This window comes from Thauera aminoaromatica S2 (assembly GCF_000310185.1).
GTDB classification, from domain to species: domain Bacteria; phylum Pseudomonadota; class Gammaproteobacteria; order Burkholderiales; family Rhodocyclaceae; genus Thauera; species Thauera aminoaromatica.
On record NZ_AMXD01000021.1, the window covers coordinates 1 to 25,720 of the forward strand.

The window sequence follows — 25,720 nt, forward strand, 5'->3', positions numbered from 1 at the left end:
GACAGCTCGGCGGGCCACGCCTGCTCGCGTCCGGCCAGCCCCACGGCGGCCAGCGCCGCGTGCACGCGCGCCTTGCGGGCGGACGCGGCGATGGCGGGCTGGTGCTTGAAGTCGAGGCCGAAGCTGGCGTTGTCGAACACGTTCAGCCATGGCAGCAGGCTGGCCTGCTGGAACACCAGCGCACTGCGCGGATGCGGGCTACTGAGGGCTTGGCCAAGAAAGCGCACGTCACCGCTGCTTGCCGCCTCCAGCCCGGCGAGCACGCGCAGCAGGGTCGATTTGCCGCAGCCACTGCCGCCAAGCAGGCAGACGATCTCGCGCCGGCCGATGCCGAGCGAGACGTCCGCGAAGGTCGGGGCGGATTTCGCGTAGGCGAAACACAGGCCCTCGGCGTCGAGCACCCGTTCCCGCGCGGCGTTGATCGCCAAGGTGGTCGCCAGCGGCTGCGGCGCGTTCATGCTGCGCAGGCTCCGGCCTGCCTGGCGAGTTCGCCCTGCAACTGCGTCAGGCTGGGGGTGATGACCGGGATGAAGGCGCCTTCCACCCAGCGCCGCGCGAAGTCGCGATGCTGGTCGCGCAGGTAAGCCCGCCCACCACTGGCGTCGAGCTCCAGGCCCAACGCGGTCTGGGCGATCTCGGCGAGGCGGATGCGAATTCGGAACAGCGCCGCCGGCTCGCTCACGAAGCGGCCGCTCGCCAGACCCTCGCGCACGGCGCCCACGAGTCGCTCCAGTTCGGCCGACACTTCGCCGACGCGCGGCAGCAGGATGGCGTGCGCGCCCTTGCCCTGCTCGGCAGCGGTGCGTAGCGCGATGCGTGCGAGGCCGATCGACATGCCCAGTTGCAGCGACAGGAAGGCCGGACGCACGCCGGGGCAGAAGCTGCGCGCGTCTTCGTGCAGCACATGCTCCGGCCCGATATCGGCGGCGCGAATGTCGATGGCCGCGGTGTTGCTGCCACGCAGCGCGACCAGATCGAGGTCTGCGCTGCGCGTCACGCCGGACTCGCTGTCGGTGATGGCGACCACCATCGGTGCCGCCCCGTCGCTGCGCGCGACTGCGGCGGCGACGATGAAGCCGGCCTTGCGCAGGTTCGTCACCCAGGGCAGCCGGCCGTCGAGTTGCCAGCGCTCCCCCTTGGCCGTGGCGTTCAACTGCAGCGACTCGATGCCGGAGAGGAACTTCATCGCGTTCGACAACCCGGTGGCGCCGGCGAACTCGCCCGCGAGCAGCGCCGGCAGCCAGCGCTCGCGCAGCGCCGCGTTGGGCGACTGCAGCAGGTACTCGATGAAGGTGCGCTGCCCCCAGCACACGAAGGCGGCGGTCAGCGAGCGCTCGGCGATGGCGGCGATTGCCTCGACGCCGTCGAAGGTGTCGCCGCCGTCCCCGCCCAGCGCCTGCGGCACGCCGATGCGAAACAGCCCGCGCCGGCCCAGCTCCGGAACGAGCTGGTCGGCGTCGGCGTTGCCAAGGTTGTAGGCCTCGGCGTTGATAGAGAACCAGCTCAGGTCTGCGTCGACCGCATCAATGCGCGCATTCATGGTTGCAGCACTCCGGGGCGGAAGTCCTGCAACTGCGGGTTGATCTCGCTTGCGGCGAGGTTGTTGGCGAAGTTGCACAGCGTCGCCAGGCTGATGCCGAGCACCACTTCCAGCGCCTGCGCCTGGGTGAAGCCGGCGTCGAGGAAGGCCTTCAGCTCGCCATTGCCGACGTTGCCGCGGCTGACGATCACCGCGCGGGTAAAGGCGACGAGGGCGTCGTAGCGCGCAATGCCGGTGATGCCGCGCTGCTGCAGGGCGACCACCGTGGCGCGGTCGAAGCCGGCCTTCTTGAGCGCGATCGCCGAGTGGCCGCTGACGCAGAACTCGCAGCCATGCACGCTGGCGGCGGTGATCTGCACCACCTCGCGCTCGGCCAGGGTCAGGCTGGCGCGGCCATTGATCTCGCCGACGGTGAAGTAGGTCTCCACCGCGGTGGGCGCGTTGGCCAGCACGCCGATCAGGTTGGGCACGAAGCCGTTGTTGCCGAGCGCTCGTTCGATGAAGGGGCGGCTGGCTTCCGGGGCGGTTTCGAGGTTTTGCAGGGGCAGACGGGACATGGGGTTCGATCCGGATCGGGAAACGGACGCAATTGTGCTGAGCCTGCGCGACGGACCGAACCAAGAAGATCTGCTTTGCTTATCAGCGGCGAGCGCATATCCATATTGACTCTGGCGCGGTGCCGGCCACCTCCGGGATGGTCCGCAGGCGGTGGCCGGTCGCCCCAGGGGCTTGGTCAATCGCCGCCGTGTCGTTACAGCCCGAACAGCCGCGCCGCGTTGCCGTACAGCGCCTTGTCCAGCGCCGACTCGCGCAGGCCCAGCTCGAGGAAGTCGCCGATCGACTGGCGGATCGGGCGGAAGGGGTAGGACGAGCCGAACAGGAACTGATCCGCCATGAAGCCGTTCGCCGCCTCCACATAGGCCTTGCTACCGGCGACGAAGAGGTACATGTCGGGCACGAGGTGGATGTTCTCGTAGCGGAAGGCGAGGCCGATCGCCTGCGCCACGTTCGGCCACCAGCCGTGGTAGCTCACGATCGGCAGTTGCGGAAACGCCCGCGCCACGTTGGCCAGCGGCGCCGGGTCGTTGAAGCGCGGGTCGGGCGTGGTCGGGCCGGTCATCAGGAACACCGGCACGCCGAGCTGCGCGCACACCTCGTAGATCGGAAAGTACGCCGGGTCATCGACGTGGTGGGCGGGGCTGCCGAAGCCCGGTTCGATGTCGATGCCCGCCAGCCCGAGGTCGCGGATCGCGCGCTCGGCCTCCTCCACTGCGGCACGCCCCTGGATCACCGGATCGACGCCGGCGATGCCGAGCAGCTCGTCATGGCCGTGCGTGATGCGGTGGATCAGTTCGCTCGGCAGGTGCTGCGACGGCGTGTGGCGACCGACCACGACGGCCTTGCTCAGCCCCGCGTCGCGCACTTCGGCGAGGAAACCCTCCTGTGTGTGGGAACGCGTGAAGTGCTCGTCGCTGCCGCGTGTGCCCACGCGCCGGTTGAGCCAGCGCGCGGTGTCGTATTCGGGTGTGCCCGGCGTGGCCCCGAAGAAGTCGTGCAGGAAAGCCGGCCGGCAGCGCATGTCGATGACTTTCATGCCGCCGCCTTCACCGCTGCCGGGGTCCTGACCGTGCTCTGGTCGAACGGGCCGCCGGTGATCACCTGATCCTGGATCGTCACCGGCGCCTTGCCTGGCAGCAGCGGGAACACCAGCTCGGCGAAGCGCCAGGCTTCCTCGAGATGCGGATAGCCGGAGAGCACGAAGCTGTCGACGCCCAGATCGGCATATTCCCTGAGGCGCGTCGCCACGGTGTGCGGATCGCCCACCAGCGCCGTGCCCGCACCGCCGCGCACCAGGCCCACGCCCGCCCACAGGTTGGGGCTGACCTCGAGCTTGTCGCGCCGGCCGCCGTGCAGCGCAGCCATGCGGCGCTGGCCTTCGGAATCCATCGTCGCGAAGCGCGCCTGCACCTTGGCGATGGTGTCATCGTCGAGGCGGCTGATGAGCTTGTCGGCCTCGGCCCAGGCTTCCTCGTTGGTCTCGCGCACGATCACGTGCAGGCGGACGCCGAAGCGGACCTTGCGCCCGCGCCTCGCCGCACGCGCACGCACGTCGGCGATCTTCTCGGCCACCGCCGCGGGCGGCTCGCCCCAGGTCAGGTAGGCGTCGACATGCTCGGCCGCGAGGTCGTGGGCGGCGTTCGACGAGCCGCCGAAATACAGCGGCGGATAGGGTTTCTGCAGCGCGGGAAAGAGCAGTTGCGCGCCCTTCACCTTGTGATGTCCGCCCTCGTAATCGACCGTCTCGCCCTGCAGCAGTCGGCGCCAGATGGTGAGGAACTCGCTCGCCTCGTCGTAGCGCGCGTCGTGGTCGAGGAAGATGCCGTCGCCGGCCAGCTCCGCCGAGTCGCCGCCCGCCACCACGTTGAGCAGCAGCCGGCCCCGGGTGGCCTGGTCCAGTGTCGCCGCCATGCGCGCGGCGGCGGTCGGCTTGGTCAGCGCGGTGCGCAGCGCCACCAGCAGCTTGAGCTTGCGCGTCACCGGCGCCACGCTGCCCGCCACCACCCAGGGGTCGAGGCAGCCGCTGCCGGTGGGGATCAGGATGCCGTCGTAGCCCAGGTTGTCGGCGGTCACCGCGATCTGCTGCATGTATTCGATGCTGACCGGGCGCCCGGAGCTGGACTTGCCGAGGTAGCGCGTGTCGCCGGCGGTGGGCAGGAACCAGAAGATGTCGAGACTCATGTCTTTCCCCGTCCTCAGGCCGCTTCGGCCAGTTCGGGTGCCGGCTTCGCGGCAGCAGCCTTCGCCTCAAGCGCGCGCACCAGCGGCAGCACCTTCTCGCCGAAGTAGGCCACTTCCTCCTGGAAGTGCAGGAAGCCGCTCAGCACCAGATCCACGCCGACCGCCTTCAGCGCGACGATGCGCTCGGCGATCTGCTGCGGCGTGCCGATCAGGTTGGTCTTGAAGCCGTCGTTATACTGCACCAGATCCTGGAAGGTGGACTTGGCCCAGTTGCCTTCGCCTTCCGGGCTCGCCTTGCCGGCCTGCTTCACCGCGTCGCCGAAGGCATTGACCGCCTCCGGGTCGGCCTTGTCGATGATCTCCTGCAGCACCGCCTGCGCCTCTTCCTCTGTGTCGCGGGCGATGATGAAGGCATTGACGCCGACCTTGACCCGGTGCCCGTTGGCGGCCGCCTTGGCGCGGATATCGTCGACCTGCGCCTTGATGCCTTCGACGGTGTTGCCGTTGGTGAAATACCAGTCGGACACCCGGGAAGCCATGTCGCGCGCGGCGCGCGAACTGCCGCCCTGGAAGATCTCCGGATGCGGCTGCTGCAGGGGCTTGGGCTTCAAGGTGTAGTCGTGGAAGCGGTAGAAGTCGCCCTTGTAGGTGAAGTTGTCCTGGGTCCAGATGCCCTTGAGCACCTCGATGAACTCCTGCGAGCGGCGATAGCGCTCGTCGTGTTCCAGCCAGGGCTCGCCGATGCCGTGGAACTCGCCGCGGAACCAGCCCGACACCACATTGACCGCCACGCGGCCGCCGGTGAGTTGGTCGATGGTGGCGATCTGCTTGGCCAGCACCGCCGGATGCCACGGCCCGGGCAGCACCGCGGCGATCACGCGCAGCTTTTCGGTCGCGGCCAAGAGCGCATGGCTGATCGCCACCGACTCGTGCTGGTATTCGGCGCCATAGCCGGCGGTGAAGCGGATCTGCGACAGGGCGTAGTCGAAACCTGCGTGCTCGGCGATCTGCGCCAGCTTGCGGTTGTAGTCGATGTCCCAGCTCGTGCGCTGCTCGATCTTGCTGACGACCAGCCCGCCACTGACGTTGGGCACCCAGTAGGCGAATTTGATGTTGTCGCGACTCATGTGCGTGTTTCCTTGTCTGTCGATCCGGGGGGTCAGGCGGCCGCGCGCGCGTTCTTGAGCACGCTCGAGACGACGGGCGCGCGGGGGCGCAGGAAGGGGCGCGCCCGCTCGGCCGCGAGGTCGATGCGCGCCTGCAGCGCCGGGCTGGTGATCTGATAGCCCTGGATTTCGGCCTCGCTGCCATACACGCCGATCGGCAGCGTATGGGCCTGGAAGAAGCTGAACAGCGGGCGAAGCTGGTGCTCGATGACCAGCGCGTGGCGGTCGCTGCCGCCGGTGGCGGCCAGCAGCACCGGCACGTCGATCAGCGCGTTGTGGTCGACGAAATCGAACAGGTGCTTGAACAGCCCGGTGAAGGAGGCGCGATACACCGGGCTCGCCACCACCAGGAAGTCCGCCGCTTCGATCGCGGCGATGTCGGCCTTGACCTCATCGGGCAACTGCGAGGGGTAGAGCGCGCCGGCCAGCTTGGGGCCGACGGTGCCGAGTTCGATCAGGCGCACGTCGATCGAAGCCTGCTCGCCCAGGGCGTCGATCAGCGCTTCGACGACGGTCAGGGTGCGGGAGGGACGTTGCAGGCCGCCGGAAACGGCCACGACTTTGATGGGCTTGCTCATGCTTTCACCTTTGTGGGTTGTGTGCGGCGTGCCAGGGTTGGCACTTGCATGAGCATTAGCACGGTGCGTGCCAGGAGCTTTGTGCTTGTAAAACAGTGGCTTGAGAATATGGCGTCGACGCTGCTGCTGGCGCCGCAGCAGAGGCCGGATCGAACTGCTGCTCACGCAGCAGCTGCGCCTCCAGCCCGGAATGGCGCGATATGCCGTGCATCGCGCCAAAAGGAGTGGTGTTCGGCGCGGTCGGGATTCATCACGCCAAAAACGCCGATCCCGCCACTATGAGCGCGGCGGGATCGGTATTTGCATGATTGCAGGGTGGAGGGGGTGGCGCCGATCCGTTCGGCGCGGGTCTTCAGCCCCGCTTGTTCAGCCTCAGCGCCAGCCGGTCGCCGCCGAACTGGATCACGGTCACCAGCGCCACCAGCAGCACGATCACGGTCAGCATCACGTCGGTGTCGAAGCGCTGATAGCCGTAGCGGTAGGCGAGGTCGCCCAGCCCGCCGGCGCCGATCGCCCCCGCCACCGCCGAGGCGTTGATCATGCTCACCAACGTGATCGTGAAGCCGGCGACGATGCCCGGCCGGGCCTCGGGCAGCAGCACGTGCCAGATGATGTGCCAGCGCTTGCAGCCCATCGCCTGCGCCGCTTCGATGAGACCGCGATCGACCTCGCGCAGGCTCACTTCGGCGATGCGGGCGAAGAAGGGGACCGCGGCCGCACTCAGCGGCACGATCGCCGCCCACACCCCGTAGCTGGTGCCGACGAGCAGGCGGGTGATCGGGATCATCGCCACCATCAGGATCAGGAACGGGATCGAGCGGACGACGTTGACCACGCTGCCCAGCACGCTGTTGGCCCAGCGCGCCGCGAAGATGCCGTCGCGCGCGGTGGCGACCAGGATCAGCGCCAGCGGAATGCCGAGCAGCAGCGTGATCAGCGACGACACGCCGATCATCACGAAGGTCTCCCACGCGCCGGTGAGCAGTCGATCAATGAGCAAGGGCGACATAACCCAGTCCTCCCACCTTGTCGGCCAGGCCGCGTGCGCGGTGGAGAATGTCTTCTGCCGGTTCGCTCGAATCCACGCTCACCAGCAGATGGCCCTGCGCGCGTCCCTGGATGCGGTCGATGCCGCCATGCACGAGCCGCGTGCCGGCGCCCAGCACGCTGGCGATCGACAGCAGGTCGGGGTCGCGGCGGCTGACGCCGGTGAAGTGCAGGTCGAGCAGCAGCGCGCGCGCTTCGCCGCTGCGCTCGGGGTGGATGCGGCCGTTGAGGTCGTCGGGCAGGTCGTGATGCACGGTGCCGAGCAGGCTGCGCGTGACCTCGTGCTGCGGGTCGCCGAACACCTGCCACACCGGACCTTGCTCCACCACGCGGCCGCGTTCCAGCACCACCACGCGATGGCAGATCTCGTGGATCACCTCCATCTCGTGGGTGATCAGCACGATGGTGAGGCCCAGGCGCTGGTTGATGTCCTTCAGCAGCGCGAGGATGGCCTGCGTGCTCTCCGGGTCGAGTGCCGACGTGGCCTCGTCGCACAGCAGGATTTCCGGCTGGTGCACCAGGGCGCGGGCGATGCCCACGCGCTGCTTCTGCCCGCCCGACAACTGCGCCGGATACCTGTCCCGCTTCTCCGCCAGACCGACCAGCTCCAGCAGCTCGGCCACGCGGCGCTCGATGTCGGCCGCGCTCGTGCCCGCCACCTTCAGCGGCAGGGCCACGTTCTGCCACACCGTCTTCGCCGACATCAGGTTGAAGTGCTGGAAGATCATGCCGACACGCCGGCGCAGACCGACGAGCTGGCTCTCGTCGAGCGTGGCGATGTCGCGCCCGTCGATCACCACCTTGCCGCTGCTCGGGTCTTCCAGGCGGTTCAGGGTGCGGATCAGCGAGGACTTGCCGGCGCCGCTGCGGCCGATGATGCCGAAGATCTCGCCGCGCTGGATGTCGAGGTCGATGTCTTCCAGCGCGGTGACCGCGCCGCGGCCGGTGTCGTAGGTCTTGCCGATCGCCCCCAGCCGGATGTGGGCGAGCGACTGCTCGATGCGGGTTGCAAGCCGGTCCATGGTGTCAGTGCTCCCAGGCCGCGGTGTAGAACTTGCCGGAGTGCTTGTCGAGCGCGGCGCGCACCGCCGGCGAGGTCTGGTAGATGCGCACGAACTTCTGCAGGCGCGGGTCATCCTTCCCTTCCGGACGGGTGACGAACTGCAGCGCATACACCTTCTGGTCCTGGCCGTCGAAGATCAGCGCCTTGGCCGGGTCGATCGTGCCGGCCAGCTTCAGGTAATGCGGCATGCCCTGCGCCAGGTCGAAGTCATCGAGCGCGCGCGCCAGTTGCACCGCTTCGAGTTCGATGATCCTGAGCTTCTTCGGGTTGTCGACGATGTCGGCCTGGGTGGTCTTGTAGCCGGTGCCCGGCTTGAGCCTGATCAGCCCGGCCTTCTCCAGCAGCTGCAGGCCGCGTGCGCCATTGACCGCGTCGCCGGCGATCGCCACCTTGGCGCCGACCGGGATGTCGGCCAGCGCGTTGTGCTTCTTCGAATACAGGCCGACGTTGTTGATGATGCCGATGGCGACCGGCACCAGGTTGAAGCCGCCCGCCTTGTTGGCGTTCTCGAGGAAGGGGATGTGCTGGAAGTAGTTGGCGTCGATGTCGCCCTTGGCCACCGTGAGATTGGGCGTGTTCCAGTCGGTGAATTCGACCAGCTCGACCTTCACGCCCTGTGCGGCGGCCTCCTGCACCGCGACCTCTAGCGCCGGCACGAAGGCCGCGGTGGTGCCGAGCTTGAGCGGCTTGTCGGTGGCGGCCTGGGCGAGGCCGATCGTGGAGGTCGCAAGGGCGGCGACGGCGAAGGTCTTCAGCCACTTGGCGGCGGTGCGGGGGAATGCGTTGTTCTTGCTCATGGTGGGCTCCTGGATGGGGATCGGTAAAAGGACTGACTGCGTGCAGATCAACCTGAAGCCCATGGAGCAAGAGCGATGCCAGAAGAAAAGGTGCTTTAAAACAGGCGCTTGAGTTTTTGCAGAGGTGTGGCGGCTGTCCGGATTTCAGCGCGTTTGTGGTTGCAGTGCACCATCGGCAGCAGCAGGACGGGGGCGGGCCAGCGCGTGGTTTCACCCGATCCAGGTGACCCGCCGATTCGCGGATTGGCTACATGCCCGATCGAAGTCGCCGATGCGATGACCGTTTGGGAGCGGTCCGGGTAGACTCCCGACGATTCGGTGCGCCCGTGCGGCCATCGCCGCGCACCCGAACCACTCGCATTCCAGGACGCATGCATGAGCGCCAGCTTTCAACAACTCGCCAACTTCATCTGGTCCGTCGCCGATCTGCTGCGTGGCCCCTACCGCCCGCCGCAGTACGAGCGCGTGATGCTGCCGCTGACCGTGCTGCGCCGCTTCGACGCCGTGCTGGCGCCCAGCAAGGACGCTGTGCTCAAGCGCCACGCCGAACTGAGCGCGAAGAAGATCGCCAACATCGACGCCATCCTCAACAACCTGGCCAAGGATGAGCACGGCAACCCGCTGGGCTTTCACAACCACAGCCAGCTCGATTTCCACAAGCTCAAGGGCGACCCGGAGAACATCGGCCGCCATCTGGCCGACTACATCGACGGGTTCTCCGAGAACGTCCGCCGGATCTTCGAACGCTTCGAGTTCGACAAGGAGATCGAGAAGCTCGAGGAGTCCAACCGTCTCTACCAGGTGGTCGCCCGGTTCGCCGAAATCGACCTGCATCCGCGCACGGTCGACAACATCACCATGGGCCTGGTGTTCGAGGACCTGATCCGGCGCTTCAACGAAGCCGCCAATGAAACCGCCGGCGACCACTTCACCCCGCGCGAAGTCATCCAGCTCATGGTCAACCTGCTGCTGGAGCCCGACACCAGCGTGCTCACCCAGGCCGGCGTCATCGTCACCATCTGCGATCCGGCCTGCGGCACCGGCGGCATGCTGGCCGAGGCGCAGAACTGGATTCGCGCCCACAACGAGCAGGCCACGGTCAAGGTGTATGGGCAGGACTACAACCCGCGCTCGTATGCGGTCGCCGCCTCCGACCTGCTGATCAAGGGCCAGCGCGACAGCCGCGTCGAGCTCGGCAACACCCTGATCGACGATCGCTTTGCGGACATGCGCTCGTTCGACTACCTGCTCGCCAATCCGCCCTTTGGTGTGGACTGGAAGGCCGAAAAGAAGGTGATCGACCGCTGGACCGACTTCCGCGGCTACAGCGGCAAGCTGCCGCGCATCAACGATGGCGCCTTGCTCTTCCTGCTGCACATGATCAGCAAGTTTGCCGACTACGCGCCCGGCAACAAGGACCTGCCGGGTTCGCGTGCGGCGGTCGTGTTCAACGGCTCGCCGCTGTTCACCGGCGGTGCCGGCAGCGGCGAAAGCGACATCCGGCGCTGGATCATCGAGCGCGACATGCTCGAGGCGATCGTCGCCCTGCCCGAGCAGATGTTCTACAACACCGGCATCGGCACCTTCATCTGGGTGGTCAGCAACCGCAAGGCCGCCCACCGCAAGGGCAGGATCCAGCTCATCGACGCGCGCGGGCGCTACACGCCGATGAAGCGCAGCCTGGGCGACAAGCGCCGCTACCTCGATCAGGCTGCCCTCGATGCCGTCACCCGCGAGCACGGCGGCATGGCTGACGGCGAGACCAGCCGCGTGTTCGACAACACCGACTTCGGCTACCGCCGCATCACCGTGCTGCGCCCGCTGCGCCTGCGCTTCCAGATCACCCAGGATGCGCGCGAGCGCTTTCTGAATGCCTGCCCCGAACTGTTCGACGCCCTGCAGGCGGTGCGCGACGCGCTCGGCGACGAGCCGCTGCTGGACTGGAACCAGGCCTGGGACGCCGTGCAGCAGGTGTTCAAGGACTTGCCCGAGGAGGTCGAGGGCTGGGCCAAGGGCGCGAAGGGCACGGCGCAGAAGAAGACCTTCCGTGACTGCTTCACCACTGTGGACCCCGAGGCCGCGCTGGTCATCGCCAGGCACCACAAGGTCGCGCCGCTCGACCTCGCCGCGCTGTTCCCCGGCCAGGCCTTACCCGCTGACGTCACGAAGGCCGAGCTGTACGCGCTTTTGGGTCTGTACGCCGATGGCAAGGGCAAGCACATCGAGTACGAAGCGGACCCGGCGCTGAAGGACGCGGAGAACATCCCGCTGAAGGAGGACATCGTCGGCTACGTGCTGCGCGAGGTGCGCCCCTACGTGGCCGACGCCTGGATCGATCGCGAGACACTGGATGAGCAGGACGGCGGCATCGGCAAGGTCGGCTACGAGATCAACTTCAACCGCGTGTTCTTCCAGTACCAGCCGCCACGCCCGCTGCATGTGATCGACGCCGAGCTGGCGGAGGTCGAGAAGGAGATTCTGGACTTGCTTCGGGAGGTGACGGAATGATGGCGCAGGCGGATTCGGGAGACGTCTCCCGGATTGTGGGGATGCTGTCCCCACAATCGGAACCGACCGCCAACACCATCCTGCTGCGCACCGACAAGCATTACGCCCTCATCGAATACACCCTGGCCGGCACGGACAACCGACTGCACTCCACGAAGTACCTTCTCAAACTGACAGAGAAGGACGAGATGCAACGGTTTGGCGATGAGCAGTTGCAGGAGGAGCGGGAATGATGCCTTCTCATTGCTGGCAATCAGCGCGATTGAAGTTCGTAGCCCCCCTGCGCAATGAGCGCACGCCAGCAGGGGCGGATCATGCTGAGTACGTCGGGCTTGAGAATATCGAGTCATGGACGGGTCGGATGATCGCGTCCGAACCAAAGGCAGATAAGGACTCCGAGGCGGAGACCGGTCTTGCGAACGTCTTTCGGGAAGGCGATGTGTTATTTGGGAAGCTTCGTCCGTACCTAGCGAAGGCTTGCCAAGCGCCTCGCGACGGGGTTTGCTCCACGGAGCTGCTTGTGATGCAACCAGCGGAGGCCCTCAATCCCAGGTTCCTGCTCTATGAGCTGCTGACACCAGACTTTGTGGGGGCAGTTGACGCATCGACCTTCGGGGCAAGGATGCCTCGCGCGAGTTGGGACTTCATTGGCTCACTTGAGATTCGCCTTCCACCGCTCGAAACGCAGTCGATCATCGCCAACTACCTCGACCGCGAAACCGCCCGCATCGACCGGCTGATTGCCGCGAAGGAGCGCATGCTTGCGCTGCTGGAAGAAAAGCGCGCCGCCCTCATCAGCCGCGTCGTCACCCGCGGCCTCGACCCGAACGTTCCGCTCAAACCCTCGGGTCAGGAGTGGCTGGGCGAGATTCCGGCGCACTGGCAGGTGCAGCCGATCAAGTACCTGGCGGTCGTGGGTAACGGTTCGACCCCTTCGGTCGACAACGCCGACTATTGGGACGACCAGGGCTACCCTTGGCTGAATAGCTCCGTCGTCAACGTGTCGCCGGTCACGGTCGCAAGTCGATTCGTTACCGAAACGGCGCTTCGAGAATGCCATTTGCCCAAGATTCAACCGCCTGCTGTGCTCGTGGGCATCACTGGACAGGGAAAGACGCGGGGAATGGCTGCAGTGCTGGGCGTCGAGGCCACCATCAATCAGCATCTTGCGTTCATCAAGCCACGCACCCAGGCGCTCTGCGCTGATTATCTGTGCCATCTGCTAGGGCACGCCTACGCATTTCTGCGAAGCGATAGTGACGGCGCGGGCAGCACAAAGGGCGCGATCACCTGTGAGCAACTGGCGAACATGAAGATCCCCGTCCCGCCGAGGTGCGAGCAGATCGAAATCTGCGCCCGAATAGGGCAGTCGCTGGCTGTCTCGATGCCTGTCCGCTCGAAGATCCAGGCCTCACTTGATCTGCTGACTGAACGCCGCGCCGCGCTGATCACCGCCGCCGTCACCGGCCAGATCCCGCCGGAGGAGATGGGCGCATGAAATTCGAAACCTTCCAGGCTGGCCGCTGGCAGCCGCGCTACCAGTACAAGAGTTTCGAGCCGGTGCCGGTCAACCACGAATGGACCTGGGAAGACGCCACGATCAATGCCTTGCTGGAGCAGGCCACCCGGGCGCTAGGGGAGCTGAATGCGTTTTCGCTGATCGTCCCCGACATCGATCTGTTCATCGAAATGCACGTGGTCAAGGAGGCGCAGACCTCCAGCAAGATCGAGGGCACACAGACGGCCATCGACGAGGCCTTGATGTCCGAGGACCAGATTCGTCCCGAGAAGCGCGACGACTGGCGCGAGGTGCGCAACTATATCGACGCGGTCAACCTGGCCATCGACCAGCTGCAGCGCCTGCCCTTGTCCAACCGGCTGCTCAAGCAGACGCACGCCACGCTGATGCGCGGGGTGCGTGGCGAGCACAAGCTGCCGGGTGAATTTCGCACCAGCCAGAACTGGATCGGCGGCTCCGGGCTGACCGATGCGGCCTTTGTGCCGCCGCACCATGAAGGGGTGCCCGAGCTGATGGGGGACCTGGAGAAGTTCTGGCACAACGAGGCGGTGGTGGTGCCGCACCTGGTGCGTGTCGCGATCAGCCACTACCAGTTCGAGACCATTCACCCCTTTCTCGACGGTAATGGCCGCATCGGGCGGCTGATGATTCCGCTTTACCTGATCAGCCACGGGCTGCTGGCCAAACCCTCGCTGTACCTGTCGGATTTTTTCGAGCGCAACCGGGCCAGCTATTACGACGCGCTGATGCGGGTGCGCACGAGCAACGATCTGATTCACTGGGTGCGGTTTTTCCTCAATGGGGTGACGCAGACCGCGGTCAAGGGGCGCGACACCTTTCGGCAGATCCTGGCGTTGCGCACCGAAGTGGAGTACGCGGTGCTGGACATGGGCCGCCGCGCGGCCATGGCCCGGGATGCGCTGAACCTGCTGTACCGGCGCCCCATCGTGGCCGCCGCCGACCTCCAGCGGGCGCTGGGCGTGTCCACGCCCACGGCCAACACGCTGATCAAGGCACTGATCGAGCGGCACATTCTGGTGGAGATTACCGGCCAGCAACGAGGCAGGGTATATGCCTTTGATCGTTACCTTAAGCTGTTCACAAGTTAAAGTTCGGGCTAAAAATTTAACCAATATCCCGCACTGATAAAGGAAACGATCGATGAAGACCACCAGCGAAGCCGCTTTCGAGACCGCCATCGAGTCGGTCCTGCTCGCCGACGGCTACACGCGGGTGGACAGCCAGTCCTTCGACCGCGAACGCGCGCTCTTTCCCGGCGAGGCGCTGGCCTTCATCCGCGCCACCCAGGGCAAGGTGTGGGACAGGCTGGAGGCACTGCACGGCGAGCACACCGGCGCGCGGGTGCTGGAATCGCTGAGCAAGTGGCTGGACGTTCATGGTGCGCTGGCCACGCTGCGCCACGGCTTCAAGTGTTTCGGCAAGACCTTGCGCATCGCCTTCTTCCGCCCGGCACACGGCCTGAACCCGGAACTCGAGGCGCGCTACCGGGCCAACCGGCTGGGGCTCACCCGCCAACTGCACTTCAGCCCGAAGTCGGAAAAGTCGCTGGATGTGGTGCTGTCGGTGAACGGCATCCCGCTGGTGACGCTGGAACTGAAGAACCCGCTCAGCGGCCAGACCGCCGCCAACGCCATCCACCAGTACCGCCACGATCGCGACCCGCGCGAGCCGATCTTCGTGTTCTCCAGGCGTGCGCTGGTGCATTTCGCGGTGGATACCGAGGAGGCGCACATGGCCACGCGCCTGGCCGGTTCATCGACCTACTTTCTGCCCTTCAACCGCGGCGCGGACGGCGGCGCCGGCAACCCGCCCCACCCTGAGGGGCGCAACTACAAGACGGCCTACGTGTGGGAAGAGGTGCTGCAGCGCGATAGCCTGCTCGACCTGCTCGCGCGCTTCCTGCATCTCGATGTCGAAGAGAAGACCACCGACGACGGCAAGAAGCTGCGCAAGGAAAGCCTGATCTTTCCGCGCTACCACCAGTTGCAGGCGGTGCGCCAGATGGTGGCGGCGGCCGCCAGCGAGGGTGTGGGCCATAACTATCTGGTCGAGCATTCGGCCGGCAGCGGCAAGAGCAACACCATTGCCTGGCTGGCGCATCGCCTGTCCAGCCTGCACGACGAACGCGACCAGCGGCTGTTCGACAGCGTGGTGGTCATCACCGACCGCGTGGTGCTGGACCGCCAGTTGCAGAACACCATCTACCAGTTCGACCACCGCCAGGGCGTGGTGCAGAAGATCGACGAGGATTCGCGCCAGCTCGCCGAGGCGCTGGAAGCGGGCGTGCCGATCATCATCACCACGCTGCAGAAGTTTCCCTTCGTATCCGGGCAGTTGATGAAGCTTGCCGAGGAACGTGGCGAGGGCAGCAAGAGCCATCTGCCCACGCGCAGGTACGCGGTAATCATCGACGAGGCGCACAGCTCGCAGTCGGGTGAGACGGCGACGGAGTTGAAGGGCGTGCTGGGTGGCGCCGAGTTGCGCCGCAAGGCGCAGGAGATGGCGGAGGACGAAGGCGAGCTCGAGCTCGAGCGCCTGTTCCGTTCCATGGCCAAGCGCGGTCAGCAGCCGAACATGAGCTTCTTCGCCTTCACCGCCACGCCCAAGCATAAGACGCTGGCGATCTTCGGCCGCAAGGGCGAGCCCTTCCACCGCTACACCATGCGCCAGGCCATCGAGGAAGGCTTCATCGAGGACGTGCTGAAGAGCTACGTCACCTACAAGACCTATTACAAGCTGATCAAGAAGGCCGAGGACGACCCCAACGTCGAACGCAAGAAGGCGGCCAAGGCGCTGGCCCGCTTCATGCGCCTGCACCCGCACAACATCGGCCAAAAGACCGAGGTGATGGTCGAACACTTCCAGCACTTCACTCGGCACAAGATCGGCGGCCACGCGAAGGCGATGGTGGTGACCGGCTCGCGGCTGGAGGCGGTGCGCTACAAGCAGGAATTCGATCGCTACATCCAGGAAAAGGGCTACCCGATCAAGAGCCTGGTCGCGTTCTCGGGCAGCGTTGAGGACGACAGGATTGCCGAGAAGACCTATACCGAGGTGGAGATGAACGGCGGCCTCAAGGAAAAGGCCTTGCCGGAAACCTTCGCCAAGCCGGATTTCCGCGTGTTGCTGGTGGCCGAGAAATACCAGACCGGCTTCGATCAGCCGCTGCTGCACACGATGTATGTGGACAAGCGCCTGGCGGGCATTCAGGCGGTGCAGACGCTGTCGCGCCTGAACCGCACCCATCCCCTCAAGGACGACACCTTCGTGCTCGACTTCGTCAATGAGCCGGGCGAGATCCAGGAGGCCTTCCGCCAGTACTACGAAGGCGCGGTGATGGGCGAGGAGGTCGATCCCGACAAGCTCTACGCGGTCAAGGCCGAGCTCGATGCCTCGGGCATCTACCGTCAGACCGAAGTGAGCGATTTTTCGCGGGTGTTCTTCGCGCCCAAGCGCCGCCAGAGCCCCGGCGACCACAAGGCGATGAACGCGATCCTCGACCAGGCGGTCGCGCGCTTCGTGCAGTTGCAGAACACGGAGGAGGAGGAAGCCGAACTGTGGCGCGGCAAGCTGCAGGCCTTCCGCAATCTGTACGGCTTTCTGAGCCAGGTGATTCCGTATCAGGACAGCGATCTGGAAAAGCTGTTCACCTACCTGCGCCACCTCGCGCTGAAGCTGCCCAAGCGCAAGAGCGGGCCCGGCTACCAGTTCGACGAAGAGGTCGAGCTCGACTACTACCGCCTGCAGAAGATCAGCGAAGGCTCGATCAGCCTCGACGAGGGTTATGCCAAACCGCTGGACGGCCCGCGCGAGGTGGGCTCGGGCATGGTGCGCGAGGAGCATGTTTCGCTCTCCCGCCTGATCGACATCATCAACCAGCGCTTCGGCGGCGAGCTCAACGAAGCGGACCAGTTGTTCTTCGACCAGATCGCTGAGGCGGCGAGCTTGAACGAGTCGTTGCAGAGGGCGGCCGAGGTCAATTCCCTCGACAAGTTCCAGCTCGTGTTCAGGCAGGTGCTGGAGTCGCTGTTCATCGAGCGCATGGAGTTGAACGAGGAGCTGTTCACAGATTACATGGCCAAGCCGGAGATGCAGGCGCTGGTGTCGAAATGGCTGGGAGGCCAGGTCTACGATCGGCTGTCTGCGGCAAGAAGGCGGGTCAGCTGACGCCGCCCGGATTGCGCAACAAACCCACGACGACATCTCGGGCCTTCGCCTCACCCCGTCGCCGCACCCACCGTCCAGTAAAACCCGGGCGCGGTGCCGTTGATCGCGTGGTCGCCCACTACCCGCGCCTTGAAGATCACCGGGTTGTGCGAGGCCAGCGTGCGCGCGTTGCGCCAGTGGCGGTCCAGCCGCCGGTTTTCCTGCACGGCCGAGGCGCCGCCGACGTCGAACAGTCGCGTGGTCGAGGTCAGCACGGCGTCGACCAGGCCGACCTGGGCCTTTGCCGCGGCAAGTTCGACGTCCACCAGCAGGCTTTCGGGGACGGCTTCGCCACGCCGGCGCAGGCGGTCGATGTCGCCGAGCCTGTCTGCCACGGCGCGCACGGCGGCCTCGGCGATGAAGGCGGTGCTGGCGAGCTGGCCGACGACCTGCTGGATGAGCGGGTCTTCGCGCGGGATGGCGCCACTGCCGTGGCTGAACACGCGCTTGCGCGGACGCACGTAGGCGCAGGCATCGCGCTCGATGGCACGGGCGATGCCGGTCAGCGTGGCAAGGTGCACGAGCTGGAAGAGGGCGGTCATCGACGTCGGCCCGCTGCGCGCGCAAGGCCAGATCGAGGCGGGGTCGACCTCGACGTCGGTGAGGCGGGTGGTGCCCGAGCCGGTCAGGCGCTGGCCAAAGCCCTTCCAGTCGTCGATGCGCTCCACGCCGGGGGCGTCCGCCCGCACCAGAGCGATGACGGGCTGCTCGGCGCCGCCCGCCACGCCCTCCTCCTGCAGTTGCGCGCTCACCGCGATCCAGTCGGCGTACAGCGAGCCGCTGCTGTAGTACTTGGTGCCGTTCAGGCGCAGCACGCCTTCCTGCTTCGTGATCCGCGTCGCCGGCTGGCCGAGCGCGCCGTCGCCGATTTCGGTGGTGGCGTTGCCGAAGATCTCGCCGGCGGCGGCGCGCTCCAGCCAGGGGGCATGGAGGGCGGGGTCGATCTCGGCGTAGAGGCGCTCGATCTGGCCGAAATGGGCGCGGAGGATGTTGGGCAGGTTCGAGTCGGCTTCGGCAAGCTCGATCAGCAGCGCGAAGAACTGCTCGACCGAGGCGCCGAAACCGCCGTGTTCCACCGGTACGCGCAGGGCGCCGAAGCGGGCCTCGCGCAGCCAGCCGACGGCGTCGAAAGGCAGCTCGCGGTCGTGCTCGCGCTCGGCGGCGCGTTCGGCGATGCGGGCGAAGATGGGGCGGAAGCGCGCGGCCAGGGTCTCGAACGCCGGTGCGGGCGCGGCGGATGTCGGAGAGGCCACCGCTTCAGCGCCGGGCTTCGTTCTGATGAAGGGATGGGGCAGGCCGGACTGTCGTGCGTTCATGCGAACTCCACATTGCGGGTTTCGGTCTTGGGGGTGAAGGCGCCGCGATAGCGGGCGGCCGGATGGCGCTCGTTGATGCGGTCGCTGCCGAACAGCTTCTGGCGCAGGGTGCCGGGGCGGTACTCGCGCTTGGCCAGGCCGCGCTGCTGCAGCACCGGCAGCAGGTGTTCGTTGAACTCCTCGTAGGAGCCGGGCAGGTGCCAGTTGATGACGTTGATGCCGTCGACGCCGGCCTGCTGCCACAGCTCGAGCTGGTCGGCGATCTGCTCCGGCGTGCCGGCGACACGGCCGCGGCGCGAGGCCAGGCGGCCGAGGTCGGCCACGGTCGGTTCGGTGCCCGGCGAGCTCTTCGCGTACCAGTCGAGGATGCTCTGGCTGGCCTCGGACTGGATCGCCGCCAGCGGGGTGTCGGCCGGGTAGGGCCTGCCGTAGCGGTCGACCGCGTAGTTGTGGTGGGCGAGGAAGCCGTCGACGCTGGCGTATGAGTCGTATTCCGCTTCCTTGTGCCGCACTTCGGCCTCGGTGCTGCCGATGATGAAGCTCAGGCCCTGGAAGAACTTGATGTCTTCGGCGCGGCGGCCGGTGGCCACCGCGAGGCGGCGGGTGTCGCGGATCAGCTCCGCAGCCACCGTGGGATTGGGGGTGACGATGAACTGGCCTTCGGCATTGGCCGCGGCAAACTGGCGTCCGGCGCCCGATGAGCCGGCCTGGAACAGCAGCGGCGTGCGCTGCGGCGAGGGCGCGCTCAGGTGCGGCCCTTCCACCCGGTAACGTGGGCCGACGTGGTGGATCTTGTGGATCTTGTTGTGGTCTGCGAACACGCCGCGCGCGCGGTCGATCAGCAGCGCGCCCTCGTCCCACGAGCCTTCCCACAGCTTGTAGACGACATCGACGTATTCCGCCGCCCAGGCGTAGCGCTCGTCGTGCGGGGTGAGCTGGTCCTGGCCGAAGTTGCGCGCGGCGTTCTCCAGGTGGGTGGTGACGATGTTCCACGCCACCCGTCCGCGCGAGATGTGATCCAGCGTCGACACCTTGCGCGCGAAGTCGAAGGGGTGGGCCTGCAGCACCGAACTGGTGAAGGCGAGCCCGAGGTGCTCGGTGTTCACCGCCAGGGCCGACAGCAGCACCGACGGGTCGTTGCTCGGGATCTGCAGCCCCTCCCGGGCATTGACCTCGTAGTCGCCGCCGAGCGGACCATAGAGGCCGACCACGTCGGCGAAGAAGATGGCGTCGAACAGGCCGCGCTCGAGCGTGCGCGCGAGGTCGACCCACAGATCGACGTCGTTGAAATCGACCTGTCGGGCATCGGGGTGCCGCCACTGTCCGTGCTGGATGTGGGAGGCGGTGTTCATGACGAAGGCGTTGAAGGCGAGGGCGGGCATGGGGTGTCCTGTTCCGAGGAATGGAGGGCGGAGATGCGGCAACGGGCGGGCGTCGTTCAAGCGATGGCTTCGCTGCTGCGTGTCGTGGCTGTGTGGGCGGTCCGGTCTGGGCCTTGCGGTGTGGGCGTGATCGGGATGACGGCGCTCGGGTTGCGGTCTGCGCGCTGGCGCGCGATCGCCTCCCTGGCGACGCGATCGATGACCATGTCGTTGTGCGGCGGGTTGTAGAGGCCGCATTGCACGTCGCGGAAGTAGCGCTCCAGCGGCAGGTCGCGCGACAGCGCGTGGCCGCCGGCGATCTGCATCGCGAGTTCAACGATGCGGATGGCGTTGTTGGTCACCGCGTACTTGGTGATCGCGACCTCGCTGCCGAGCTTGTCCTTGAGGTCGTCGTGGCGGTCCCAGCGCTCGGCCAGGCCGTACAGCAGCGATTTCGACACGCCGATCAGGATCTCGATCTCGCCGATCTTGTGCTGCACCTGCGGCGCGTCCAGGATCACGCCGCCGAGGCTGGGCGCGAAGCGGCTGTCGGCGAAGTCGAGGATGAAGTCGCGCGCGGCTACCGCGATACCGAGATAGATCGCCGGCAACTGCAGCGAGTAGGCGCCGCTGCAGGCCATGAAGCGGCTCGGCTTGCCCTTCTCGAGGCGGACCAGCAGGGCGTCCGCGGGCACCTCCACGGCGTCGAGCTCGACGTCGTGACTGCCGGTGCTGCGCATGCCCAGCGAATCCCAGGTTTCGACGATGCGCACGCGCGCGGACTTGCGCACCAGGAACTCGGCCGTCTGGTCGTCGTCCTCGATATGGGCTAGCACGGTGAAGTGGTTCACTGCGGGCGCCAGCGTGGAGAAGGCCTTGCGCCCCGAGATGAGGTAGCCGTCGCCGTGGCGGCGGGCGACGGTGGTGGGCTTGAAGCCGCGCACGACGTTGCCGGCATCGCGTTCGGTGGCGAAGACATTGATCAGCTCGCCGCGCTCGACCGCATCGCGGCACACACGCTCGAACACGGCCTCGTCCCAGGCGCGCGTGGTGCTGAGGCCGAAGAAGGTCATCAGGTGCCAGCCGAGCGCGAGCGCGGTCGCGCCGCTGGCGCCGGCGATGCGCTCCTGCACCAGCAGCGTCTCGTACAGCGACAGCCCCCGGCCGCCGTATTCCTCGGGGACGGTGAGGCCGAGCGCGCCCTTGTGCCTCAGGATCTCGAAGTGCTCGAACGGGAATTCGCCCGTTCGGTCGTAGCGCGCTGCCGTCGGCCGGATTGCGGCGGCGATGTCATTGGCGTAGGTGGCGAGTTCGGCCTCGCGCGCGTTGCGCAGGGTCGGATCTTCGATGGGCATGGGTCTTGCTCCGCGGCTGCTCAGGAATAGAAGGAAGGCTTCGGGTAGCGGCCGTTGAGCGCCCAGTCGCCGAGTTCGCGCACCTTGTAATCCACCGGGTCGTGCAGGGTATGCACGCGCAGGTTGCGCCAGAAGCGGTCGAGGCGCAGCGCGGCGGTGGTGGAGCGCGCGCCGGTGACTTCGAAGATGCGGCTGGTGAGGTCGAGCCCGCCGCGGGTGGCGGCGACCTTGGCGGTGGCGACGGCGAGCGCGACCTCGCCGCGGCCTTCCGTGCTGAGCGCGAGCCCTGTGTCCCAGGCGGCGTCGAAACGCGCAGCGGCGCGGTCGGCGAGCGCGCGGGTCGATTCGAGCGCGACCCAGAACTCGCCGTAGTGGGCGAGCACATAGGGGTCTTCGCTGACGTGGGCGGCGGGCGAGGCCGACCACAGGCGTGCCTCGTTGCGGGTGTAGTGGCGCGCTTCGGCGAGTGCGCCTTCGGCAATGCCGAGGAAGATGTTCACGAAGATGAGCTGCGCGAGCAGCGGGCGCAGGCAGGCGTGGGGCGAGGACAGCGGCCCGGGCCGGGACAGGATCTCGTCCTCGGCCACCGCGACGCGCTCGAACAGCGCACTGCCGCTGTCGGTCTGGCGCTGCCCCATGTTGTCCCAGTCCCCCAGCAGGGTGATGCCGGCGCGGCGGGTGGGCAGGGCGGCGATGATGAGCTTGCCCTCGGCGCTGTCCTCGACCGCCGAGGCCAGCAGCATGTCGGAGTCGAGCGCGCCGGAGCAGAAGCTCTTGCGCCCCGAAAACTCGCGCCCGCCATCCACGCGGGTGGCGACGGTGCGCTTGTCGAGCGGGTTGAGCGCGTTGCCCCAGAACCAGCCTCGTGTTGCCGTGTCGCGCAGCCACGCCTGCCATTGCTCCGGGCTGCCGAACAGGCGTACCGAGGCCAGTTGCAGGTGATGGAAGGCGAACACATGCGCCACCGAGCTGTCTGCCCGTGCCAGCTGGCGTACGACGGACAGCGTTTCGGCCCAGCTCGCGCCGAGGCCGCCGTATTCGCGTGGAATGCTCAGCTTCAGGAGGCCGCTCGCGCGCAGCAGGTCGCGCTCGGCCTTCGGCGTGCCCCCGGCGAGGTCGCGCGCGGCGGCGGTTTCGGCGAAGCGTGCGGCCAGGCGTGCGGCGATGGCGGCGGGGGATTCCGCGCTTACGGTATTCGGTTCGAGGGTATGGGCGTCGCTCAGACTCATGGGGGATGGTTCCTTTGCCAGCGTGCCGGCGCGGTTGGCGCGAAGTGGGGGAGAAGGAGGAGGGGCGAAAGGAGTTGCCGGGGGAGCCGCTCAGGCCTCGACTGTGGCCAGGGCGTCGGCGGGGCTGTCGCCGATGAGGCCGAAGCGCTTGAGCTGGGTGCGCAGGATGTTGCGCGAGATGCCGAGCTGCTTCGCGGTGCGGACCTGGTTCTCGCGGCAGTACTCGAAGGCGGTCGTGAATAGCAGTTGTTCGATGCGCTCGTAGACCTCGGGCGTGTCTTCATCCAGCAGCCGGCGCAGGCCCGCGCGCACGGTGGCGAAGCCGTCTGCGTGGCTGCCGCCGGGATCGGGCGTCGCACCGGGAGGCGACAGCGCGAAGCCGGGCAGGCGCAGGTCGCCGGGATTGACGACGCCGTTCTGGCACACGATCAGCGCGAAGTGGACGACGTTCTCCAGTTCGCGGATGTTGCCCGGCCAGTGGTAGGCCACCAGTTCCGCGGCAGCTTCCTGGCTCAGGCGCGGCGTCGGGATGTCGAGGCGCTGGCGGTAGAAGTCGATGAAGTACTCGACCAGCGGCAGGATGTCGCCCGGGCGTTCGCGCAGCGGCGGGAGTTCCACCGGCGCGACGTTGAGGCGGTAGTAGAGGTCGAGCCGGAAATGCCCGGCCTGCACCGCTTTCTCCAGATTGACGTTGGTCGCGGCAACCAGGCGCACATCCACCGGGATCGGCTTGCGCGAGCCCAGCCGCACCACCTGGCGCTCCTGCAGCACGCGCAGCAGCTTGACCTGCATCGCCAGCGGCAGGTCGCCGACCTCGTCGAGGAACAGCGTGCCGCCGTTGGCCGCCTCGAACCAGCCGGCGCGCGCCTGCTGGGCGCCGGTGAAGGCGCCGGCCTCGTGGCCGAACAGCTCGGCCTCGACCAGGTTGTCGCTGAACGCGCCGCAATTGACCGCCACGAAGGGGCCGCTGCGTCCGCTCTGCGCGTGGATGTGGCGCGCCACCAGCTCCTTGCCGGTGCCGGTCTCGCCGATGATCAGCACGTTGGCTTCGGTCGGCGCGATGAGCTCGACCTGGCGCAGCAGGCGCAGCGATTTGGCGTCATGGAAGATCAACGCCTTGGCGCGGATGGAGAGCGCGCCTTGCCCGGCGTTGGGCAAGGTCAGCAGCTTGGCGGTGTTCGATTCGGGCATGTTGCACTCCTGTGCGGGGGCGAGGCCGCGGAACTCCTGGCAGCGGATCAAGAGCGGCGCTCGTGTTGCAGTGGGGAAAGCGCAGCGGTCAGGGCGTGCTCGGCATGGTCGTTCTGCGCAGGCTCAGGAAGCGTCGCGTCTGGTGCCGCAGCCGCGCGAGCGCGCCGCTGCGTCCGCGCAGCGGCGCTCGCTGGTCCGGCGTGATCATCCCGAGCGGGAGGTCGCCCGCGCTGTCGCGGAGTTGCTGCAACAGGCTCGGAGCGAGCGGCCAGGGCCCGTGACCGGACTCGACATTGATGTGTCCTGCATCGCCCGCATCGATCAGCCTGCTTCCCCAGCGCTCGGCCCATTCATGCGCCACGTCCTGGCTCAGCCACGGGTCGCTGCGGCTGACGACCATGAAGCTGGGACAGGGGAGGCCGGATTGCGGCAGGAAGCGGCCGACCCCGGCGCTGCGCTGTGGGTCCTCGCGCACGCCGAGGAGTTCGAAGCGCTCCGGATCGGCGGGCGCCACCAGCAGCAGGCCTGCAACCTTCTGCGGCCGATCCACCGCGGCCACCACGCTGGCGAGGCAGCCGAAGCTGTGCGCAACGATCCACACCGCACCGGCCGAGGCGTCGATCTCGCGCCGTACCTCGCCTGCCCAGCGCGCGAGCAGCGGGGTGTCCCAGTCGATGCCGCCGACGCGCCGGGCCTCGGGCAGTTCGCCCTCGAGCCAGCTCTGCCAGTGCCCGGGGCCGCTGCCGCGGTAGCCGGGGACGATCAGCACCGTCTGGCGCATGACGGCCTCACAGCGTGGCGATCGACACTTCGGTGGACTTCACCAGCGCGACGACCTCGGAGCCGGGCTTGAGCCCGAGCTCGTCGACCGAGCGCGTGGTGATCACCGAGGTGACGATGCCCGAGGAAGTTTCCACATCGACTTCGCTGACCACCTCGCCACGGATGATTTCCTTCACCCGGCCGCGAAACTGGTTGCGGACGTTGATTGCCTGGATTGCCATCGCAGTGCTCCTCGCTTACTTGGCGTAGATCTGGTCGAACACCCCGCCGTCGGCAAAGTGCTTCTTCTGCGCCGCCTGCCAGCCGCCGAGGTCCTCGATGGTGATCAGCTCGACTTTCGGGAAGCGGGCGACGTCGGCCGGGTCGGCGTGTTCGGGCCTGACCGGGCGGTAGTAGTGCTTGGCGGCGAGCTTCTGCCCGACCGGCGAGTACAGGTACTCGAGGTAGGCCTGGGCGAGCTTCTCGGTGCCGCGCTTTTTCGCCACGCCATCGACGACGGTGACCGGCGGTTCGGCGCGGATCGAGATCGAGGGCACGACGATCTCGAACTTGTCCGGACCGAGTTCGTTGATCGACAGGAAGGCCTCGTTCTCCCACGCCAGCAGCACGTCGCCGATGCCGCGCTGGACGAAGGTGTTGGTGGCGCCGCGGGCGCCCGAATCCAGCACCGGCACGTGCTTGATCAGTTCGGTGACGAAGACCTGCGCGGTCTGTTCGTTGCCGCCCGGCTGCTTGAGCGCGTAGGCCCAGGCGGCGAGGTAGTTCCAGCGCGCGCCGCCGGAGGTCTTGGGGTTGGGGGTGACGACCTCGACGCCCGGCTTGACCAGGTCGCCCCAGTCCTTGATGCCCTTGGGGTTGCCCTTGCGTACCAGGAAGACGATGGTCGATGTGTAGGGCGAGCTGTTGTTGGCCAGGCGTTTCTGCCAGTCGGCGGGGATCTTGCCCGTCTGCTCGGCGATGGCGTCGATGTCGTAGGCCAGGGCCAGCGTGACAACGTCGGCTTCGAGGCCGTCGATCACCGCGCGCGCCTGCTTCCCGGCGCCGCCGTGGGACTGCTTGATGGTGACGGTCTCGCCGGTGCGGGCTTTCCAGTGCTTGGCGAACTCGGGGTTGAAGTCCTGGTAGAGCTCGCGTGTGGGGTCGTAGGAGACGTTGAGCAGGGTGGTCTGCGCGTGGGCGACGCCGGCGAGGCCGGTGGCGAGCGCCAGGGTGAGCAGGGTGCTGCGAAGGGGGCCGAGCTTCATTTCTTTCTCCGGATGGGTGAGTGCGATGGCGAAAATTTAGCCTTCGTGCGCCTTCAC

The 25,720-nt window shown here is 67.1% G+C and carries 23 protein-coding genes; 5 read left to right on the forward strand and 18 right to left on the reverse strand.

The features are described from left to right. The 10 genes from C665_RS05445 to C665_RS05490 all read right to left on the reverse strand — a co-directional run. On the reverse strand, positions 1 to 458 hold a 458-nt coding region (locus C665_RS05445), incomplete at its 3' end, for an ATP-binding cassette domain-containing protein (protein ID WP_004302308.1). Further along, positions 455 to 1,540 (reverse strand): acyl-CoA dehydrogenase family protein, encoded by a 1,086-nt coding sequence (locus C665_RS05450; protein WP_004302310.1) that lies wholly within the window; start codon positions 1,538 to 1,540, stop codon positions 455 to 457. The genes C665_RS05450 and C665_RS05445, both read right to left, overlap by 4 nt. Beyond that, the gene (locus C665_RS05455; protein WP_004302312.1) at positions 1,537 to 2,097 is read right to left on the reverse strand and encodes a carboxymuconolactone decarboxylase family protein; all 561 of its coding nucleotides are present in this window, start codon (positions 2,095 to 2,097) and stop codon (positions 1,537 to 1,539) included. Before C665_RS05455 ends, C665_RS05450 begins: the two co-directional genes overlap by 4 nt. Before the next feature lie 194 nt (positions 2,098 to 2,291). Beyond that, positions 2,292 to 3,134 (reverse strand): amidohydrolase family protein, encoded by an 843-nt coding sequence (locus C665_RS05460; RefSeq protein WP_004302314.1) that lies wholly within the window; start codon positions 3,132 to 3,134, stop codon positions 2,292 to 2,294. Then, positions 3,131 to 4,279, reverse strand: a complete 1,149-nt coding sequence (ssuD, locus tag C665_RS05465) for an FMNH2-dependent alkanesulfonate monooxygenase (protein WP_004302315.1) — start codon at positions 4,277 to 4,279, stop codon at positions 3,131 to 3,133. The genes C665_RS05460 and ssuD overlap by 4 nt, the downstream gene beginning before the upstream one ends. A gap of 14 nt (positions 4,280 to 4,293) precedes the next feature. Further along, positions 4,294 to 5,406, reverse strand: coding sequence for a dimethylsulfone monooxygenase SfnG (sfnG, locus tag C665_RS05470; protein ID WP_004302317.1), 1,113 nt, complete (start codon positions 5,404 to 5,406; stop codon positions 4,294 to 4,296). A gap of 32 nt (positions 5,407 to 5,438) precedes the next feature. Next, the gene (gene msuE / locus C665_RS05475; RefSeq protein WP_004302319.1) at positions 5,439 to 6,023 is read right to left on the reverse strand and encodes an FMN reductase; all 585 of its coding nucleotides are present in this window, start codon (positions 6,021 to 6,023) and stop codon (positions 5,439 to 5,441) included. 352 nt (positions 6,024 to 6,375) lie between these two features. Next, positions 6,376 to 7,032: a methionine ABC transporter permease gene (locus tag C665_RS05480; RefSeq protein WP_004302320.1), complete on the reverse strand. Its 657-nt coding sequence runs from the start codon at positions 7,030 to 7,032 to the stop codon at positions 6,376 to 6,378. Continuing rightward, positions 7,013 to 8,092, reverse strand: a complete 1,080-nt coding sequence (locus C665_RS05485) for a methionine ABC transporter ATP-binding protein (protein ID WP_004302322.1) — start codon at positions 8,090 to 8,092, stop codon at positions 7,013 to 7,015. The genes C665_RS05480 and C665_RS05485 overlap by 20 nt, the downstream gene beginning before the upstream one ends. Positions 8,093 to 8,096: 4 nt before the next feature. Further along, the gene (locus tag C665_RS05490; RefSeq protein WP_004302325.1) at positions 8,097 to 8,930 is read right to left on the reverse strand and encodes a MetQ/NlpA family ABC transporter substrate-binding protein; all 834 of its coding nucleotides are present in this window, start codon (positions 8,928 to 8,930) and stop codon (positions 8,097 to 8,099) included. 375 nt (positions 8,931 to 9,305) lie between these two features. Here C665_RS05490 and C665_RS05495 point away from each other — a divergent pair, with 375 nt between their 5' ends. Genes C665_RS05495 through C665_RS05515 form a run of 5 tightly spaced genes read left to right on the forward strand, consistent with a single transcriptional unit; the run spans position 9,306 to position 17,145 of the window. Beyond that, on the forward strand, positions 9,306 to 11,438 hold the full coding sequence (locus tag C665_RS05495) for a type I restriction-modification system subunit M (protein WP_004302327.1): 2,133 nt from the start codon (positions 9,306 to 9,308) through the stop codon (positions 11,436 to 11,438). After that, positions 11,438 to 11,671 (forward strand): hypothetical protein, encoded by a 234-nt coding sequence (locus C665_RS05500; protein WP_004302329.1) that lies wholly within the window; start codon positions 11,438 to 11,440, stop codon positions 11,669 to 11,671. Before C665_RS05495 ends, C665_RS05500 begins: the two co-directional genes overlap by 1 nt. Continuing rightward, positions 11,671 to 12,936, forward strand: a complete 1,266-nt coding sequence (locus tag C665_RS05505; RefSeq protein WP_245537144.1) for a restriction endonuclease subunit S — start codon at positions 11,671 to 11,673, stop codon at positions 12,934 to 12,936. Before C665_RS05500 ends, C665_RS05505 begins: the two co-directional genes overlap by 1 nt. Continuing rightward, positions 12,933 to 14,066, forward strand: a complete 1,134-nt coding sequence (locus C665_RS21080; protein WP_004302333.1) for a Fic family protein — start codon at positions 12,933 to 12,935, stop codon at positions 14,064 to 14,066. The genes C665_RS05505 and C665_RS21080 overlap by 4 nt, the downstream gene beginning before the upstream one ends. A gap of 52 nt (positions 14,067 to 14,118) precedes the next feature. Further along, positions 14,119 to 17,145, forward strand: coding sequence for a type I restriction endonuclease subunit R (locus C665_RS05515; RefSeq protein WP_004302335.1), 3,027 nt, complete (start codon positions 14,119 to 14,121; stop codon positions 17,143 to 17,145). A gap of 50 nt (positions 17,146 to 17,195) precedes the next feature. Here C665_RS05515 and C665_RS05520 read toward each other — a convergent pair whose 3' ends face one another. From C665_RS05520 to C665_RS05555, 8 genes are all read right to left on the reverse strand, one after another. Continuing rightward, positions 17,196 to 18,500, reverse strand: coding sequence for an acyl-CoA dehydrogenase family protein (locus tag C665_RS05520; RefSeq protein WP_004302336.1), 1,305 nt, complete (start codon positions 18,498 to 18,500; stop codon positions 17,196 to 17,198). After that, on the reverse strand, positions 18,497 to 19,882 hold the full coding sequence (locus tag C665_RS05525; RefSeq protein WP_004302338.1) for an LLM class flavin-dependent oxidoreductase: 1,386 nt from the start codon (positions 19,880 to 19,882) through the stop codon (positions 18,497 to 18,499). Before C665_RS05525 ends, C665_RS05520 begins: the two co-directional genes overlap by 4 nt. Before the next feature lie 56 nt (positions 19,883 to 19,938). Continuing rightward, positions 19,939 to 21,216, reverse strand: coding sequence for an acyl-CoA dehydrogenase family protein (locus C665_RS05530; protein WP_004302340.1), 1,278 nt, complete (start codon positions 21,214 to 21,216; stop codon positions 19,939 to 19,941). Between the two features lie 20 nt (positions 21,217 to 21,236). After that, positions 21,237 to 22,445, reverse strand: coding sequence for an acyl-CoA dehydrogenase family protein (locus tag C665_RS05535; protein WP_004302342.1), 1,209 nt, complete (start codon positions 22,443 to 22,445; stop codon positions 21,237 to 21,239). A 90-nt stretch (positions 22,446 to 22,535) separates the two neighbouring features. Beyond that, positions 22,536 to 23,636 carry a sigma-54 interaction domain-containing protein gene (locus C665_RS05540; RefSeq protein ID WP_040828640.1) on the reverse strand — a complete coding sequence of 367 codons (1,101 nt, stop codon included), beginning with the start codon at positions 23,634 to 23,636 and terminating at the stop codon, positions 22,536 to 22,538. A gap of 88 nt (positions 23,637 to 23,724) precedes the next feature. Then, the gene (locus tag C665_RS05545; protein ID WP_004302346.1) at positions 23,725 to 24,417 is read right to left on the reverse strand and encodes an RBBP9/YdeN family alpha/beta hydrolase; all 693 of its coding nucleotides are present in this window, start codon (positions 24,415 to 24,417) and stop codon (positions 23,725 to 23,727) included. Positions 24,418 to 24,424: 7 nt separating this feature from the next. Next, positions 24,425 to 24,640: a TOBE domain-containing protein gene (locus tag C665_RS05550; protein WP_004302349.1), complete on the reverse strand. Its 216-nt coding sequence runs from the start codon at positions 24,638 to 24,640 to the stop codon at positions 24,425 to 24,427. A 15-nt stretch (positions 24,641 to 24,655) separates the two neighbouring features. Next, positions 24,656 to 25,663, reverse strand: coding sequence for a sulfate ABC transporter substrate-binding protein (locus tag C665_RS05555; protein ID WP_004302351.1), 1,008 nt, complete (start codon positions 25,661 to 25,663; stop codon positions 24,656 to 24,658). Positions 25,664 to 25,720: the final 57 nt, after the last annotated feature.

What these genes read in the sequence shown, in the direction of transcription:
- C665_RS05450 (WP_004302310.1), bottom strand. Translation starts at nt 1,540, where the DNA reads ATGAATGCGCGCATTGATGCGGTCGACGCAGACCTGAGCTGGTTCTCT.
- C665_RS05455 (WP_004302312.1), bottom strand. Translation starts at nt 2,097, where the DNA reads ATGTCCCGTCTGCCCCTGCAAAACCTCGAAACCGCCCCGGAAGCCAGC.
- C665_RS05460 (WP_004302314.1), bottom strand. Translation starts at nt 3,134, where the DNA reads ATGAAAGTCATCGACATGCGCTGCCGGCCGGCTTTCCTGCACGACTTC.
- ssuD (WP_004302315.1), bottom strand. Translation starts at nt 4,279, where the DNA reads ATGAGTCTCGACATCTTCTGGTTCCTGCCCACCGCCGGCGACACGCGC.
- sfnG (WP_004302317.1), bottom strand. Translation starts at nt 5,406, where the DNA reads ATGAGTCGCGACAACATCAAATTCGCCTACTGGGTGCCCAACGTCAGT.
- msuE (WP_004302319.1), bottom strand. Translation starts at nt 6,023, where the DNA reads ATGAGCAAGCCCATCAAAGTCGTGGCCGTTTCCGGCGGCCTGCAACGT.
- C665_RS05480 (WP_004302320.1), bottom strand. Translation starts at nt 7,032, where the DNA reads ATGTCGCCCTTGCTCATTGATCGACTGCTCACCGGCGCGTGGGAGACC.
- C665_RS05485 (WP_004302322.1), bottom strand. Translation starts at nt 8,092, where the DNA reads ATGGACCGGCTTGCAACCCGCATCGAGCAGTCGCTCGCCCACATCCGG.
- C665_RS05490 (WP_004302325.1), bottom strand. Translation starts at nt 8,930, where the DNA reads ATGAGCAAGAACAACGCATTCCCCCGCACCGCCGCCAAGTGGCTGAAG.
- C665_RS05495 (WP_004302327.1), top strand. Translation starts at nt 9,306, where the DNA reads ATGAGCGCCAGCTTTCAACAACTCGCCAACTTCATCTGGTCCGTCGCC.
- C665_RS05500 (WP_004302329.1), top strand. Translation starts at nt 11,438, where the DNA reads ATGGCGCAGGCGGATTCGGGAGACGTCTCCCGGATTGTGGGGATGCTG.
- C665_RS05505 (WP_245537144.1), top strand. Translation starts at nt 11,671, where the DNA reads ATGCCTTCTCATTGCTGGCAATCAGCGCGATTGAAGTTCGTAGCCCCC.
- C665_RS21080 (WP_004302333.1), top strand. Translation starts at nt 12,933, where the DNA reads ATGAAATTCGAAACCTTCCAGGCTGGCCGCTGGCAGCCGCGCTACCAG.
- C665_RS05515 (WP_004302335.1), top strand. Translation starts at nt 14,119, where the DNA reads ATGAAGACCACCAGCGAAGCCGCTTTCGAGACCGCCATCGAGTCGGTC.
- C665_RS05520 (WP_004302336.1), bottom strand. Translation starts at nt 18,500, where the DNA reads ATGAACGCACGACAGTCCGGCCTGCCCCATCCCTTCATCAGAACGAAG.
- C665_RS05525 (WP_004302338.1), bottom strand. Translation starts at nt 19,882, where the DNA reads ATGCCCGCCCTCGCCTTCAACGCCTTCGTCATGAACACCGCCTCCCAC.
- C665_RS05530 (WP_004302340.1), bottom strand. Translation starts at nt 21,216, where the DNA reads ATGCCCATCGAAGATCCGACCCTGCGCAACGCGCGCGAGGCCGAACTC.
- C665_RS05535 (WP_004302342.1), bottom strand. Translation starts at nt 22,445, where the DNA reads ATGAGTCTGAGCGACGCCCATACCCTCGAACCGAATACCGTAAGCGCG.
- C665_RS05540 (WP_040828640.1), bottom strand. Translation starts at nt 23,636, where the DNA reads ATGCCCGAATCGAACACCGCCAAGCTGCTGACCTTGCCCAACGCCGGG.
- C665_RS05545 (WP_004302346.1), bottom strand. Translation starts at nt 24,417, where the DNA reads ATGCGCCAGACGGTGCTGATCGTCCCCGGCTACCGCGGCAGCGGCCCC.
- C665_RS05550 (WP_004302349.1), bottom strand. Translation starts at nt 24,640, where the DNA reads ATGGCAATCCAGGCAATCAACGTCCGCAACCAGTTTCGCGGCCGGGTG.
- C665_RS05555 (WP_004302351.1), bottom strand. Translation starts at nt 25,663, where the DNA reads ATGAAGCTCGGCCCCCTTCGCAGCACCCTGCTCACCCTGGCGCTCGCC.